13 protein-coding genes are annotated in these 15,051 nt (G+C 48.9%); 8 read left to right on the forward strand and 5 right to left on the reverse strand.

All coding sequences use genetic code 11. The features are described 5' to 3' along the window. The 7 genes from rnr (at position 1) to LACZS1_RS04560 (ending at position 8,508) form a co-directional block, all read left to right on the forward strand. Positions 1-2,370 (forward strand): ribonuclease R, encoded by a 2,370-nt coding sequence (gene rnr / locus LACZS1_RS04530; protein ID WP_306402904.1) that lies wholly within the window; start codon positions 1-3, stop codon positions 2,368-2,370. Between the two features lie 73 nt (positions 2,371-2,443). Beyond that, positions 2,444-2,917, forward strand: a complete 474-nt coding sequence (gene smpB / locus LACZS1_RS04535; protein ID WP_070650188.1) for an SsrA-binding protein SmpB — start codon at positions 2,444-2,446, stop codon at positions 2,915-2,917. 249 nt (positions 2,918-3,166) lie between these two features. After that, complete coding sequence (locus tag LACZS1_RS04540; RefSeq protein ID WP_070650187.1) at positions 3,167-4,912, forward strand: glycoside hydrolase family 13 protein; 1,746 nt, start codon at positions 3,167-3,169, stop codon at positions 4,910-4,912. Between the two features lie 39 nt (positions 4,913-4,951). Next, positions 4,952-7,213, forward strand: a complete 2,262-nt coding sequence (locus LACZS1_RS04545; protein WP_070650186.1) for a glycoside hydrolase family 65 protein — start codon at positions 4,952-4,954, stop codon at positions 7,211-7,213. Then, positions 7,206-7,868: a beta-phosphoglucomutase gene (gene pgmB / locus LACZS1_RS04550; RefSeq protein WP_070650200.1), complete on the forward strand. Its 663-nt coding sequence runs from the start codon at positions 7,206-7,208 to the stop codon at positions 7,866-7,868. Before LACZS1_RS04545 ends, pgmB begins: the two co-directional genes overlap by 8 nt. A 167-nt stretch (positions 7,869-8,035) precedes the next feature. Then, positions 8,036-8,320 (forward strand): hypothetical protein, encoded by a 285-nt coding sequence (locus tag LACZS1_RS04555; protein ID WP_047105819.1) that lies wholly within the window; start codon positions 8,036-8,038, stop codon positions 8,318-8,320. After that, a complete protein-coding gene (locus LACZS1_RS04560) occupies positions 8,320-8,508 on the forward strand; it encodes a helix-turn-helix transcriptional regulator (RefSeq protein ID WP_010489313.1) in 189 nt (62 codons plus the stop codon). The genes LACZS1_RS04555 and LACZS1_RS04560 overlap by 1 nt, the downstream gene beginning before the upstream one ends. Positions 8,509-8,550: 42 nt before the next feature. Here LACZS1_RS04560 and LACZS1_RS04565 read toward each other — a convergent pair whose 3' ends face one another. The 5 genes from LACZS1_RS04565 to LACZS1_RS04585 all read right to left on the reverse strand — a co-directional run bounded on the left by LACZS1_RS04565 (position 8,551) and on the right by LACZS1_RS04585 (position 14,124). Beyond that, entirely contained in the window at positions 8,551-9,792 is a 1,242-nt protein-coding gene (locus LACZS1_RS04565) for an MBL fold metallo-hydrolase (protein ID WP_070650185.1), read from the reverse strand. 224 nt (positions 9,793-10,016) lie between these two features. Next, positions 10,017-11,333 carry an ABC transporter substrate-binding protein gene (locus LACZS1_RS04570; protein WP_070650184.1) on the reverse strand — a complete coding sequence of 439 codons (1,317 nt, stop codon included), beginning with the start codon at positions 11,331-11,333 and terminating at the stop codon, positions 10,017-10,019. A 9-nt stretch (positions 11,334-11,342) separates the two neighbouring features. Continuing rightward, positions 11,343-12,164, reverse strand: a complete 822-nt coding sequence (locus tag LACZS1_RS04575) for a carbohydrate ABC transporter permease (RefSeq protein ID WP_039638850.1) — start codon at positions 12,162-12,164, stop codon at positions 11,343-11,345. A 15-nt stretch (positions 12,165-12,179) separates the two neighbouring features. Then, positions 12,180-13,073 (reverse strand): carbohydrate ABC transporter permease, encoded by an 894-nt coding sequence (locus tag LACZS1_RS04580; RefSeq protein WP_049172338.1) that lies wholly within the window; start codon positions 13,071-13,073, stop codon positions 12,180-12,182. Beyond that, positions 13,063-14,124 (reverse strand): ABC transporter ATP-binding protein, encoded by a 1,062-nt coding sequence (locus LACZS1_RS04585; RefSeq protein ID WP_010489303.1) that lies wholly within the window; start codon positions 14,122-14,124, stop codon positions 13,063-13,065. The genes LACZS1_RS04580 and LACZS1_RS04585 overlap by 11 nt, the downstream gene beginning before the upstream one ends. Positions 14,125-14,423: 299 nt before the next feature. Between LACZS1_RS04585 and LACZS1_RS04590 the strand changes: the two genes are divergently transcribed. Beyond that, on the forward strand, positions 14,424-14,996 hold the full coding sequence (locus LACZS1_RS04590) for a GNAT family N-acetyltransferase (protein WP_070650183.1): 573 nt from the start codon (positions 14,424-14,426) through the stop codon (positions 14,994-14,996). The last annotated feature ends 55 nt before the right edge of the window (positions 14,997-15,051 follow it).

Consider the following 15,051-nt stretch of genomic DNA (forward strand, 5'->3'; position numbering starts at 1 on the left):
ATGACCACAGTTGGCCATATTCGTAATGAATTATTAGCAACATTTCGCAGGAATCCGAAGATTGATTATTCGGTTCAGACACTTAGTCGCGCGTTGAAATTAAATGAAGGCGCGGATTTTAAAGTGCTGGTACAGGCATTAAATGGTATGGAAAATGACAATCTGATCCACGCCAATCATGAAGGCCGTTATGCATTGGGTGGTACGCCTAAAGTTTTGACCGGTGTCTTCCATGGTAATGAAAAAGGTTTTGGTTTCGTTGCCGTTGAAGGTTTGGATGATGATGTTTATGTGCCAGCTACCAACACGGATTTTGCCTTGGATGGCGATACGGTTGAGGTTCGCATTGTCCGTGAAGCGCGGCCAAACGATTCGCGCGGAGCAGAAGGCGAAATTACTAAGGTTGTTCAGCGCAGCCTGACGACCTTAGTTGGCGAGTTCAAACCTTTTTCCGATAAAGATCGGGCCAAGTCCGGTTTTATTGGCATGGTTGTCAGCCATGAAAAGAAGCTGAAGAATTATCCGGTTTATGTAAAGGATACCGGGACGATCCCGCAACTCGGCGATATGACAGTGACGGAGATTACTGAATTTCCGACTGAATACCATCCAAAATTAATGTACGGCATGGTGGTGGAAACACTAGGGAATAAGAATGATCCCGGCGTGGACATCATGTCATTGGTTTTGCAAAATCACATTAAAACCGAATTCCCGGATGAAGTGATGGATCAGACCAATGCCATTCCGGATCACGTGACGCCGGAAGAACGCGTTGGCCGTAAAGATATCACTGATCAGGCAGTTGTCACGATTGATGGCGATGACAGTAAAGACTTTGATGATGCGGTCGTCGTTTGGAAACTGCCAAATGGTAACTTCCATCTTGGTGTACACATTGCGGATGTTTCGCATTATGTCACGGAAGGATCAGCCTTGGATCAGGAAGCCTTTGACCGCGGCACCAGTACGTATTTGGTCGATCGCGTGATTCCAATGCTGCCATTTCGGTTGTCCAATGGCATTTGTTCGTTGAATCCGGGTGTTGATCGTCTGGCGATGTCTTGTGATATGGAAATCGACCACGAAGGCCATGTCGTGAGTCACGAGATCTATCAAAGTGTCATCAAGAGTCATGCCCGCATGACGTACAACAATGTAAACAAAATTGTGACTGACCACGACCCGGAAGTGATGGCCGAGTATCAGGAACTCGTGCCGATGTTTGAAGACATGGTCGAATTGCACCAGATTCTGTATAAAATGCGGCATGCCCGCGGTGCGATTGATTTTGAAGAAAATGAAGCCAAGATCATTGTGGACGATATGGGCCACCCAACCGATATCGTGTTGCGGGAACGTGGTGTCTCTGAACGCATGATCGAATCCTTCATGCTCGCGGCCAACGAAACCTTGGCAGAACACTACAACAAGCAGCACCTGCCATTCCTTTACCGGGTTCACGAGACGCCGGACGCTGATCGGGTTAAAGAATTCATGGAATTCATTGCCAGCTTCGGTATTACGGTTCCCATGAAAAAAGGTAAGGAAATCACGCCAAAACAGCTTCAGGAAGTTGTGACGGATGTGACTGGGACACCTGAAGAAGCCATGGTCAACGTAAAACTCTTGCGGAGCCTCAAGCAGGCGCGGTATTCACCGGATCCGCTTGGACATTTTGGCTTGGCAGCGAAGTATTACTGTCATTTCACCAGTCCAATTCGGCGTTATCCTGACTTAGTTGTCCATCGCCTGATTCGCGACTATGCAACAGAAGGCGCCGGTGATGACGTTCAGGCTTCGTGGAATAAGAAGTTGCCTGATATTGCGACCCAAGCGTCTATGGCCGAACGGCGTAGTATTGACGCCGAACGGGCTGTTGACGACCTGAAGAAAGCCGAATACATGGCAGACAAGGTCGGCGAAGAGTTCGATGCGGTTGTTAGTGGTGTGACAAGCTTCGGCATGTTTGTGGCGTTACCTAACACGGTTGAAGGCTTGGTTCATATCACGCGGATGAGCGATGATTATTATTCCTTTGTCGAAAGTCAGATGGCCTTGGTCGGCGAACGTACCAAGCGGACTTATCGTGTCGGCCAGTCACTACGTGTTAAATTGGATAACGTCGATATTGATCAGCGGCAAATGGACTTTTCACTTATTCCGGATGACAAGACGCCGACGAGTGATTTAGGCAAGCTGGTCAAAAAAGATGACCGGCGCGATCGCCGCTCGAACGGCAATCGGCCAAGTTTTGGCAATGGTAACCGAGGCGGCAATCGTAATCAGCGCAATAATCAACGCCCGCGTAAACCGGCTGGGGCACCGCATCAAGGGAAGCATTATAATGCTAAGCGTGGTGCTAAGTAGGGCTGATGCGATAATGCGTTCGCCAGCCCAGAAACCGGGCTGACTCACGCTCACAAAGGAGGGATATGGTTTAATGGCTAAGAAACATCGACAAAAACCTGATAACCTGCTCGCCCAGAATAAAAAAGCCGGACATGATTACAACATTCTTGATACCTATGAAGCTGGTATTGCACTGACAGGGACCGAGATTAAGTCTGTGCGGGATGGTAAGATCAATTTGCGGGACGGTTTTGCCCGTATTCGTAATAATGAAGCATGGCTTGAAAATGTGCATATCAGCCCCTACAAGGAAGGTAATTTGTTTAATGTTGATCCGATGCGCAATCGCAAGCTGCTGTTGCACAAGAAAGAGATTCGCAAGCTTGGCCAATTGACAGCGCGCCAAGGCGTGACGCTTGTGCCATTGCGGATGTATCTAAAACATGGCTATGCAAAAGTACTGATAGGCGTCGCTGAAGGGAAACACAGCTATGACAAACGTGAAACCCTGAAGCGTAAAGATCAGGAACGTGAGGTCCAACGTGCCTTGAAAGCTCGTTATTAATTGAATGCATGCATTAAAAATAGGCACTAACGTTGAATTTTGGCGTTAGTGCCTATTTGTGTTGCCTGGGACTTGTTGGCGCAACGATAATCGCGGCGGTCATAGATAGTAAAAAGTAAAACGTTCATGCGGATTGATTGAGTGTGCTGCGTGAAGGCTGTATGATCGCCGTATAGATATCAAATCGTATGGCTCAAACCAGTGCGGTGAATTTTTAACACAGGAGTCAGTTCAAGGAGGGGTTGCGTCATGAATTTGGCGGCTTTAACGCATCGACCGGAAAGTGAAGATAGCTTTTTATACACGGATAAGACGCTTCATCTGCGTTTTCATACTGCCCGCCAGGATGTCGCAAAGGTGACGGTTCTGTATGGCGATCCGTATTGGCGCATTCCCGATGCCCATGGCGATGATCAGCTCGTCTATCAGCGCGAAACAATGACGCTCATAGGCACCGGGCAAGTGTTGGACCATTGGGGCGTGACGCTGGAGGCGCCGTATCGTCGACTGCAATACTTGTTTGAAGTGACTGGCCAGGATGGCAAGGTTTGGCTGTACGGTGATCGTGGCCTGCGCCAAAATAGTGCGGACGCACGGCATGAGGCCGAAAACTATTTTCGGATGCCTTATTTTCAGGCGATTGATCGTGTCAAGACGCCTGACTGGGTGAAAACGACGGTGTGGTATCAGATTTTTCCGGAGCGGTTTGCCAATGGCGATCCTAGTAACGATCTAGCTGGTACCAAACCATGGCACCCGACGGATCATCCCGGACGTGAAGATTTTTATGGCGGTGATTTGCAAGGGGTGCTGGATCATCTTGATGATTTACAGGCCTTGGGTATCAACGGGTTATATTTTTGCCCGATTTTTACTGCTACTTCGAATCACAAATATGACACGATCGACTACCTGAATGTGGATCCTGCATTTGGCGATAAGGCGTTGTTGGCTAAATTGATTCACGCGGCGCATCAACGCGGCATGCGGGTGATGCTGGATGCGGTGTTTAATCACATGGGTTATGGCAGTCTGCAGTGGCAAGACGTGTTGCGCAATGGCGAAAAATCCCGCTTTGCATCATGGTTTCATTTACATCAAACGCCGGTGACACCTTTTCATAATCCGCTAAAAGGTGAAGGCCAACCGCAATATGATACGTTTGCTTTTGAGGAAAAAATGCCCAAATTGAACACGGCCAACCCGGAAGTACAGGATTATTTGTTGATGGTCGCAACGTACTGGATCAAAACGTTTGATATTGACGCCTGGCGATTGGATGTTGCCAATGAAGTGGATCATCACTTTTGGAAAAAGTTCTATCAAGCCGTCACAGCGATCAAACCGGATTTTTATATGCTGGGTGAGGTGTGGCATCGTAGTCAGGCATGGTTAAACGGTGATGAGTTTTCAGGGACGATGAATTATCCTTTTACGCAGCAGATTGAGGATCACTTTTTCAAGCGGCGCCGGACAGCAGCGGAAATGGTTGCCTTGTTGACGGATCAATTGATGCTGTATCGGGATCAAACCAATCAGGTAATGCTGAACATGTTGGATTCCCATGATACGCCGCGGATTTTGACGTTGGCACATGGGGATGAAGACTTGGCGTTGCAGGCGTTGGCATTCACGTGGATGCAAACCGGCAGCCCTTGCCTTTATTATGGAACCGAAATGGGCATGTCCGGCGGGGCCGATCCGGATAACCGGAAGCCGATGGATTGGGCGAAACTGGGTCAGCCGATTTGGAAAAGGGTAGCCGCACTGGTTCATTTTCGCCGTCAGCATGCAACCACGCTTGGAACCGGGGGGACAAGGCTAAGTGTGACTGATACCGGCCTGATTAAAGTGGTTCGGCAGGGACATGAGATGCTGACGGGCTATTTTAACACCACGGAGCATTTAGTTGCCGTCAATAAGGAAGCTGTTTTCGCGCAAGGATTTGTGGATGGTCAGTTAGCGCCTAAAGGATTCATGGTTAGCTTGGGTTGATGAAGGTTGACTTATGCGCATTTTTAAAGAGGTGTAATTTTGAAACGATTATTTGAAGTTGATCCTTGGCTGGTTGCCACGCATCATTTGGATAAGGTTGATCGGCGTTTACAGGAAAGCATTACGGCTGTCGGCAATGGTTATATGGGTCTTCGTGGTAACTTTGAAGAAGGCTATAGCGGCGATTCACTTCAGGGCACTTACTTAGGCGGTGTCTGGTTTCCGGATAAAACCCGGGTTGGTTGGTGGAAAATCGGCTATCCTGAATATTTTGGCAAGGTGATTAATGCGCCGAGTTTTCTGGGGATCGGGATTTCGGTTAATGGCCAGCAGGTGGATTTGGCAACGAGTCGGTACCGGGATTTTTATCTTGCACTGGATTTGCATCAGGGCTTGCTGACGCGGCGATTTGTTTACCTGGGTGATGGGGTTGAAGTGCGGTTTGAGTTTGCTCGGTTTCTAAGCCAAACCATTAAAGAAGCGGCGTTTGTGAGCGTCAAGGCGACGGTGCTGCGTGGGCATGCCGCGGTGACGTTTGATGCCTCGTTGGATGGTCAGGTCACGAACGAAGACAGCAATTATGATGAGCGCTTTTGGGTGCCGTTGCATGAAGATGCGGGTGCCAAAAGCATTCAGCTGCAAACCAAACCTAATCCTTACGGGGTGCCGCAGTTTACTGTTTTGCTCAAACAACAGTTGCGCGTGAATGATCAGCCGGTAAGCGGTCAGGTCGCCACAACAAGCGGTCAATTACATGAGCAGGTGAAGGTGCAGTTAGCGGAAGGCCAGAGCTATCAACTGGAAAAAGACGCGATTGTGGTCACCAGCCGTGATGTGGCACCGGCGGCCCAAGCAACGACAGCGGCTCAGCTGATGAAGCAAGTAACCGCCCAAAGCTTTGCAGCGCATTTGGCTGCGCACACTGCCCGCTGGGATCAGCGCTGGGCTAAAAGTGATGTCGTGATCGAAGGCGATCCGGCCGCCCAACAAGGCATTCGGTTTAATATTGCCCAGCTGTTTATGACTTATTACGGCGAAGACAAGCGGCTAAACATCGGGCCAAAGGGATTTACTGGCGAAAAGTACGGCGGGGCGACGTATTGGGACACGGAGGCATTTATCGTGCCAATGTATCTGGCTGTGACCCCGCCGGAAGTGACGCGGGCATTGCTGCAATATCGGCATGACCAGTTGCCGGGGGCGTTTCACAACGCCCGGCAACAAGGCTTGGCTGGCGCACTCTATCCAATGGTGACTTTTAATGGCATTGAATGTCACAATGAGTGGGAAATTACGTTTGAAGAGATTCACCGCAACGCCGCTATTGCATTTGCCATTTATCAATATACGGCTTATACCGGCGACGAAAGTTATGTAAAGCATGACGGTCTGGAAGTATTGGTGGGGATCGCGCGCTTTTGGGTAGATCGGGTTCATTTTAGCCAGCGCACCCAACAATACATGATTCATGGCGTGACCGGCCCTAATGAGTATGAAAATAACGTGAATAACAACTGGTACACCAATACCATGGCCGTGTGGGAGTTGCAGTATACCTTAGAACGATTGGCAAAAGGCGATGCTGATGTCGTGACTGCCCTTGCCGTGACTGATCAGGAAAAGCAGCATTGGCAGGCGATTATCGACCATATGTATTATCCGACTGATGATCACCTGGGCATTTTTGTGCAACAGGATAACTTCCTGGATAAGGATTTGCGGCCTGCCAGCACGATTCCGGTAGATCAGCGGCCGATTAACCAGCATTGGTCATGGGACCGCATTTTGCGCTCGCCGTTCATCAAACAGGCCGATGTGTTACAAGGCTTGTACTTCTTGAATGATCGCTTCACCAAGGCGGAAAAAGAACGTAACTTTGACTTTTATGAGCCGCTGACGGTCCACGAAAGTTCGCTGAGTCCATCCATCCATGCAGTGTTGGCAGCTGAGCTCGGCAAAATCGATAAGGCAACTGAACTTTACGCCCGCACTGCTCGGTTGGATCTGGATGATTACAATCACGATACGCAAGACGGTCTACACATCACGTCCATGAGTGGCAGCTGGTTGGCGATTGTGCAAGGATTCGCCGGCATGCGCTACGATCATGATCAGCTGCAGTTTCACCCCCAATTACCGAAAAATTGGCGCCGATATCAGTTCAAACTCAACTATCGCGGGCGCCTATTAGCCGTTGATGTCGGGCAAACGGTCACTGTCTCACTATTGGCGGGGCCGGCGTTGGATATGGCAATTGATGGCAAACCGGTGCACTTGGAAGTGGGGGATGGCCATGCTTAAAGGTTTTATTTTTGATTTAGACGGTGTTTTAACCGACACGGCGAAGTACCACTTAACGGCGTGGCACGAATTAGCCGAGCAGTTGGGTATTCACTTGCCGCCTGAAGCTGATGCGGCGTTACGCGGCCGTGCGCGCATGGACTCGCTGGAGCTTATTTTGCAATACGGCCATCAGGAACAGAATTATGACGAGGCGCAAAAGGTGGCGCTGGCGGAGGAGAAAAACCGGCGCTACCGGGCGTTAGTTGCGTCCATCACCTCCTCGGATATCTTACCGGGAATCCCGTTGTTACTGGAAAAGGCCGAGCAACACCGCTTGAAAATGGCGATTACCTCTGCATCTAAAAATGCCCCGATGATTTTGCAGCGACTGGGCTTAGCGTCACAGTTCAATGCCATTGTGGACCCGAGCAGCCTTCATCATGGCAAACCCGATCCGGAAATTTATATGAAAGCCCAGCAGTTATTGCAGTTGCAAGCCGCTGAGGTCATCAGTTTTGAAGATGCACCGATTGGCATTGCGGCGATCAAGGCGGCCGGCCAGTTTTCGGTGGGCATTGGGGATGCGGACAAGTTAGCCGCGGCCGACTATCGCGTGTCGACGACGGGTCAGCTGGATTACGATCGCATTGTGGCGGCGTTTGAACGTCAATAGTGAGCATGATGCGCTTTATTAAAAGAATCAGCTCTCGTTTGGTTCTTTTGGTTTCTGATGACCTAGTAACCTGGGCATTCGCCTAAAAAGTCAAATATGTTTGACATTTAGCAGAACGGTTTTATACTGAAAATGTAAAAAAGTTTTGACAAAAGAGGGTGCTGAGCATGCGACGGTCAGATGAGATGGAACAGAAATTCATGGATACAGCTGCTAAATACATGTATTTCATTACAGTCCTTGCTTTAGTGATTTATGATATCTTGACATCATTTCAAAATATAACAATCGGTCTTATTGTGGCGCTGCAGCCAGTTGGTTTTGGTTTTATCTACGAGTGGCATAAACACAAGGCCGATGATACTGACCGCGAACCGAGGCAATTCGTGGTTTGGGGAGTGGTTATCACCGCTGGGTTAATTTTAATCGGACTTTTGGGACTGATTTTGTAGTGGAAAATAAAATCCGCACACTCCGAACCCGGCAAAATCTGACTCAGCAGGAATTGGCCGATGCCGTTAACGTCACACGCCAAACCATTAACGCCATTGAAAACAATAAATATGACCCGACGCTTTCCTTAGCCTTTGCTTTGGCCAAGCAGCTACAGACAACGGTAGATGATCTATTCCAGCATTAAAAAACAGGTTGCAAAGTGTCCTTGCAGCCTGTTTTTTGCTAACTATTCTTCTTCAGTTAAAGGATCGAAATCGTAATACAAATCTTTTTCCGGAAATAGAACATCGGCATTTGTCTGGGCATCAATCGCGTCAGCTTCGCGTTCGGGATGGAAGCTGTGCCACGGCACGACGACACGGGGGTTGACTTCCTTGACCAATTCAATCAGATCTTCACGAGCCGCGTGTCCTGAGGCGTTCATGAACACTAATGGCATCTTGTGGTCAGCTAGCCAATCTTTTAGCTGGGCGAAACGGGGATCATAGTCGCCCAGTGGCTCGCCGTTGCTGTGGACGTACGCGCTGATCGGTAAGTTTGCTAGTGAGGCCAGATTTGCAAAGCTGTTTTGAAGAACGTAGCTTTGCGGTTGCTGGGCAATGTCAGTCAGCTGGATCGTTTGGCCGAGAATGGCATCGGGTTGCGTGCCGGTCATAGTTGTCAAAATAGCCGCTTCATTTGGCTCCCAAACCATTTGCCGACCATTGACATGAGCCGAGACTTGGAACGCCGCTAAGCGCTCGTAATTGCGATTGTAAGGGTTGATGACCACAAGTTGAGAGCTATCCGCCAATAATTGCTGAAACTTGGTCTGCAGGCTCATTTCCGTCAATGGCACACTGGGATGATTCTGATCCTCAACAGGAATGGGCGTGTCAAACGAAAAACTAGTGCCTTCCAGCATCAAAAGACTCACTTTTTCTTCCTTAAACCGTTTTGCCCATGCGTGAACCCGATCAGCATGCGGGCCGTTGAGCCGGACATCGCCTGAATGCGCAAAGCGGCGCGCACCGTCATCAATCAGCAACGCCATGACGCCCGGCTCGTCGTGATCGCTGTGAAACCCAGTGACCGTCAGATCGCCAACCGCAAGCGGAGTTTCAAAGGCGAGGGGGTGCAGGTTTGCAACCGGCTTTTCGATACCCAACTGAATGAGCAGTCGATAGAGACGATAGGATGGTTCCGAAAGATAGATCGGGATGTCCTTTTGCAAATACTGCAAAGCACCCATGTGGTCAATATGCAGATGTGAGATAAAAATCGCTTCGTCGGAAAAATGATCAGGTTGATTGAAAAAGAGTTCCGGCACATGCGGCAGTTTTCCTTGCTCAAGGGCCGAGGCTACAGTTTCCTGACTTAAATCAGCTGCCACCCCAAAGTCCATAATGACCCGGCTGGTTTTAGTGGCGAATTCGACAATATTACCGCCAATGGTATTTAAGCCATTTAAAAAGCGAATCGTAGTCACGTGATTTCCTCCAATGTCTCGTCAATATTTTTGAGAACATTAAATCGTACTCCGCGGATGCTTGAAAAGCAAATAAAGAATTTTTTTGAGCAATCATAGCGGGCAGGTATCGCTTGAAACAAATCGACCCCAGAGACGCGGTGCATCTCTGGGGTCGATCATGTCTGACGCTATTTTAAACAAGGCTTCGTTTCAATCATTCACGCGAATGATGCGAGCTGCCATTACTTGTTTGTCTTGATAATGGTTTCAGCTTGGCCTTGCAGGGTCTTTAATGCCTGTTCCGGCTTTTCGTGTTTCGTCAGCATAGCATCAACCGCGTTCAGAAGATCGTTGCGATATTCCGAGAAGCCGATGAATGCCGTGGACTGGAAGCCGAAGCCGAGGGAATCAACCGCAGCCTTGCTGGTTTCGTTTTCGTTCAGATACTTCTTGAAGTCAGCAGATTGAACCGCGGACTTACGCAGTGGAACATAACCGGTCAACTGGGCCCACTTGGAAGTTTCCTTTTCAGATAGCAGGAACTTCATGAATGCCCAAGCACCTTTTTGCTGGTCGGTTGAAGCGGACTTGAAGAGGACGATGTCATTACCGGCGAGTTCGGTCGCTTTCTTGCCTTTGTAGCTTGGCAGCGGCATGGTGCCCCACTTGAAGTCTTTAGGTGCATTTTGCTTCATGTTCGTGATCCCGGCACTTGAACCGGCATAGAAGAGAGTCTTACCGGAAGTGAAGTTCTTGTCGCCGTAAATATCTTCACCGGCAGTTTTGGCTTCACCATTGTTGACCATGTCCATGATGAAGTTAGCGGCGGTGATGGTTTTCTTGGTATCCAGGTTGGCTTTCAACGGCTTGGCGGAAATGAGCGGATTGCCGGCTTGACGGGCTAAACCTTCGAATTCCATATCGAAACTCTTGTCAAAACCAATCGCGGCAACGCCATCAGCCTTCAGCTTGTCGGCATCTTTCTTGATGTCTTCCCAACTCTTAGGCTTGTCGATGTTGTACTTCTTCATCAGTGCTTCATTATAGAAAAGGATTCGGGTTGATTTGGAGAAAGGTACACTGTAGTACTTGCCTTGATACTTCGAGCTTGACAGGAAGGCTGGATAAATATCCTTCAAGTCGCTGGCACTCATCTTGTTGTCACCCTTCAGCATGTACTGATCGAGTGGGGTGATAAACCCGTTTTTAACGTAATCAGGAACGGTGGTGTAAGTGGTCTGCGCAGTGGTTGGCAAGTTACGTGACTTAGCCGCAGCCATGATTTTTTGCTGCAGGGCCGTGTAGTTACCTTGCGCGGTTCCGACAACCTTGTATTGCTTTTGACTCTTGTTGAAATCGGTAATGATCTGGTTGATGGCTTTTTGGTAAGGACCGTTCATGCCATGCCAGAAGGTGATGGTGACACGTTTGCCTGAATCGCTCTTAGTCGTGGAACTGGATTTGCTGCTGCTGTTGCTACCACACGCGGTCAAGACAGCAACCAGTGTGATCGTCAGCATTGCAAGTAAGACTCGTTTTACCCAATTTTGCTTTTTCATTTTGATAGATTATCCTTTCAATCCAGCTTTAGAAATCCCAGCAATAATGTACTTCTGCAAGAAGATATACAAAATGACCATTGGAATGATGACGAAAGTAGAAGCCGCCATCAAAAGTTGATATTGTGTGCCGGCATCGGTCGTAAAGGCCTGCAAGCCGACTGGCAGGGTCCGCATCTTATCGGAGTTGGTGACGATCAACGGCCACATGAAGGCGTTCCATGAACCGATGACTTGAAGGACGGTCACCGCCGTGATGGTGGACTTGCTCATTGGCACGAGCACCTGCCATAGATATTTCCAGTCCGAGGCGCCGTCGATTTTGGCAGCGTAATAAATCTGATCCGGTGTGGACTGGAATGTTTGACGCAAGGTGAAAACCGTAAAGAAACTGGCCAACCATGGTAGAATCAACGCGCCGTAGTGGTCGATTTGCCCTAAATGCGACAGGGTCACAAAGTTAGGGATGATCAGCATTTCCCCAGGAATCATCATCGTTCCCAAAAAGATGATGAATAAAATATTTTTGCCGTAAAACTTCAGCCGTGCGAAGGCGAATGCGGCAAGAATACTGGTGAAAAGCTGGCCGACCGTGGTGACGACCGTAACGATAATACTGTTAATAAAGTACTGACCAAACGGTGCTTCGTTCCATGCCTTGACGTAATTGCCCCACTGGAGGGACTTGGGAATCCAGATCGGCGGTACCGCAATGGTTTCCGGTGCTGTTTTCAATGACGTCGAGATCATCCATAGGAAGGGGATCAGCATGGTGATGGCCCCTAAAATAACGATCAGATAAAGTAAAACCTTACTGAGCTTTTTAGCCAATTTTTACTCCCCCCCTTAATAGTGAACGTGCTTGCGCGAATACCACAACTGCACGAGTGTCACGAGCAAGATGAGGAAGAAAAGCACAACGCCTGATGCCGCGGCAATCGGATACTTATACTCGGTGTAAAACTTCTGGTACAAGTAATACACAATCGTCAAATCGGCCTTACCCGGTCCCGGTGTTCCTTGGAACAAGGCAAAGATTTCATCGAAGACTTTGAAGCTACCGATAATCCCGTTGACCGAAACCAGGAAGGTAATCGGCGAAAGCATCGGAATGGTAATGTTCCAGAACCGCTGGCGGGCATTCGCACCGTCGATTTCTGCCGCTTCATAGTAACCGTGATCGATGTTGTTCAAGCCAACCAGGAAAAGAATGATGTTAAAACCAAGACTTTTCCAAATACTCATGATGATCAACGCCAACAAGGCATAATGCGGGTCGGTCAGCCAGTTGATTGGATGAACACCAAACCAACTCAAGAAGTAATTGACCAGGCCGTAGTTACCATGAAACATCCAGTTCCAGACCATGGCAATGGCGACGGTACTGGTAACGAACGGCAAGAAGTAGACAGTTCGGAAAAAGCCGGAAATGATCTTGACCTGATTCAGCAGCAACGCAATGATCAGCGACAAAATCACCGTTATCGGCACCACGCCAACTACAAAGACCAAGGTATTGCGGACGGCAAGGTGAAAATCCGGATCATTCCAAAGATAGACGAAATTGTCGAATCCCCAGCCGCTGACCTTATCCGTGTAAAAGTCATACTTGGTGTAAAGGCTCATTAAAAAAGAATTGATGATCGGCCAGATGTTAAAGGTAATGGTAATGACGAGCATCGGCAGCAAATACAACGCTGCCTTGGCTGTCGATTTTAAGCTGGCTTTTTCATTTAGCATGACTTTCACCACCAAAAATCAAGGCGCCAGACTGATCAAAGAGAAAGAATCCTGATTTGGTGAGATAAAAATCCAACTCCGGTTGACTACCGGAAACACCGGCCATTTCGGTCGACAAGAGATGTTCACCGTTGTAAGTAATATTGGCGGTGGCTTCCCGGCCATATTTAGAACTTTGGGTAATCTTGCCATGGAGTTTGGCCAACACATTCTCACCGGCATCGTAAGGGATGAGTGCCTCACTGCGAATGCCGGCGGTTTCGGCTTGCTTCAAAATATCTTCCGGAACGGCTCCTGCAAGATCGGCAGCTAAGGCCTGTGCCGGAATGGTGTTAATGACAGGTTCGCCGATAAACTTAGCCACAAACAGGTTATTAGGCTGATCGTAGAGTGTCTGCGGTGAACTGAACTGCTGAATCGATCCATTGGCCAGGACCATGATATTGTCGGAAATATGCAAGGCTTCATCCTGGTCATGGGTGACGAAGATGGTCGTAACGCCGGTTTCGCGCTGAATTCGGCGAATCTCTTCCCGCATCTCGATTCGCAGCCGCGCATCAAGATTGGATAGCGGTTCATCCAGCAACAATAGGCTTGGTGATTTGGCCAGCGCCCGCGCAATAGCGACACGCTGCTGTTGGCCGCCAGACAAGGCACCCGGTTTCTTGTCAAGCTGGTCTTCGACATGGACCAACTTGGCAAGATCTTTAGCTTTAGCGTGGCGTTCGGCCTTGCTGACTTTAGCCATTTTCAGCGGAAAGGCGATATTGTCTAACACTGACAAGTGCGGATACAGACTGTAGTTCTGAAATACCATGCCGACTTTACGGGCTAAGGCATCTTTTTTGGTCACATCCGTGTCACCAAAAAAGATTTGCCCAGCAGTAGGGGACAACAACCCTGAAATCAAATTCAACGTTGTGGTTTTACCGCCGCCGGAAGGACCCAGCAGGGAAACCAGCGTGCCGTCGGGAATGGTAAAATTCAGATCCTTCAGGGTATCTGTCTTGCCATCGTAGGACATCGTGACGTCCTTGAAAGTAACTTTCAACCCAGTACGCTCCTTCAAATAGTTTTCTGCTCCTCACCTCCGTTCGTCGGTCCCGCATGGTTTGCCAAACAGGGTCGCGCCAAAAAGAAAATTTGGAACAAGATATTGCGTTGTAGCTATACCACTTGACTATATCTAGTAGGCAGCAAGCCAACACAACTCTTCACATATTTTAACCCAGAACGGCGGAAAATTGGACTTATTCGCTTAAAAACATTTGATTAATGATTCGGAAGCGGTAACACGCGAACGTTCGCTTTTTTTGCTATAATAAACAACAAGAAAAAGGAGCGATTTTTGTGATCATACGTCCAAGTAAACCTGCGGATGCCGCTCAGGTGGCACCGCTGATTGATATTGTTTTTACCGAAATGGAAATTCCGCAACTGATGCGCGTGCCGAAGAAGACGCTTTATGCAGTATTGCAACAGGCATTTCTTCTGCCGACTTATCGCTACGGCTATCCCCAGATGCTCGTGGCCGATCAAAATGGCAAAATTGAAGGCATCGCAGTCGGATATCTGCACGAACAGGAGGCACACATTGATGACGCCTTGCAACCGTTATTGCCAAAGCTGGGCTTAACGCCACAATCCTCGCTGTTTACGGATACCGAAACTTATCCGGGCGAATGGTATCTGGACACACTGGCAGTGGCGCCAAGTGCTCAAGGCCATGGCATCGGCACAAAATTGCTGCAAGCCGTTGACCCGGTTGCCCGCGCACGCAAGGCGGATGTTGTCAGTTTGAACGTCGACCAGCAAAATCCGCGCGCCAAGAAACTATATGAACGCAATGGCTTTGTCAAAAACGGTGAACTCATGATCGGCAGTCACCGTTATGATCATATGGTTCGGCCGGTGGGTGAGTAGCGGCTGAGATTTGCGGCAGAGACGCCACGGACTAAACAAAGCAAAAGCTTGGGTC

The sequence above is a fragment of the Lacticaseibacillus zeae subsp. silagei genome (genome assembly GCF_030770335.1).
GTDB classification, from domain to species: domain Bacteria; phylum Bacillota; class Bacilli; order Lactobacillales; family Lactobacillaceae; genus Lacticaseibacillus; species Lacticaseibacillus zeae.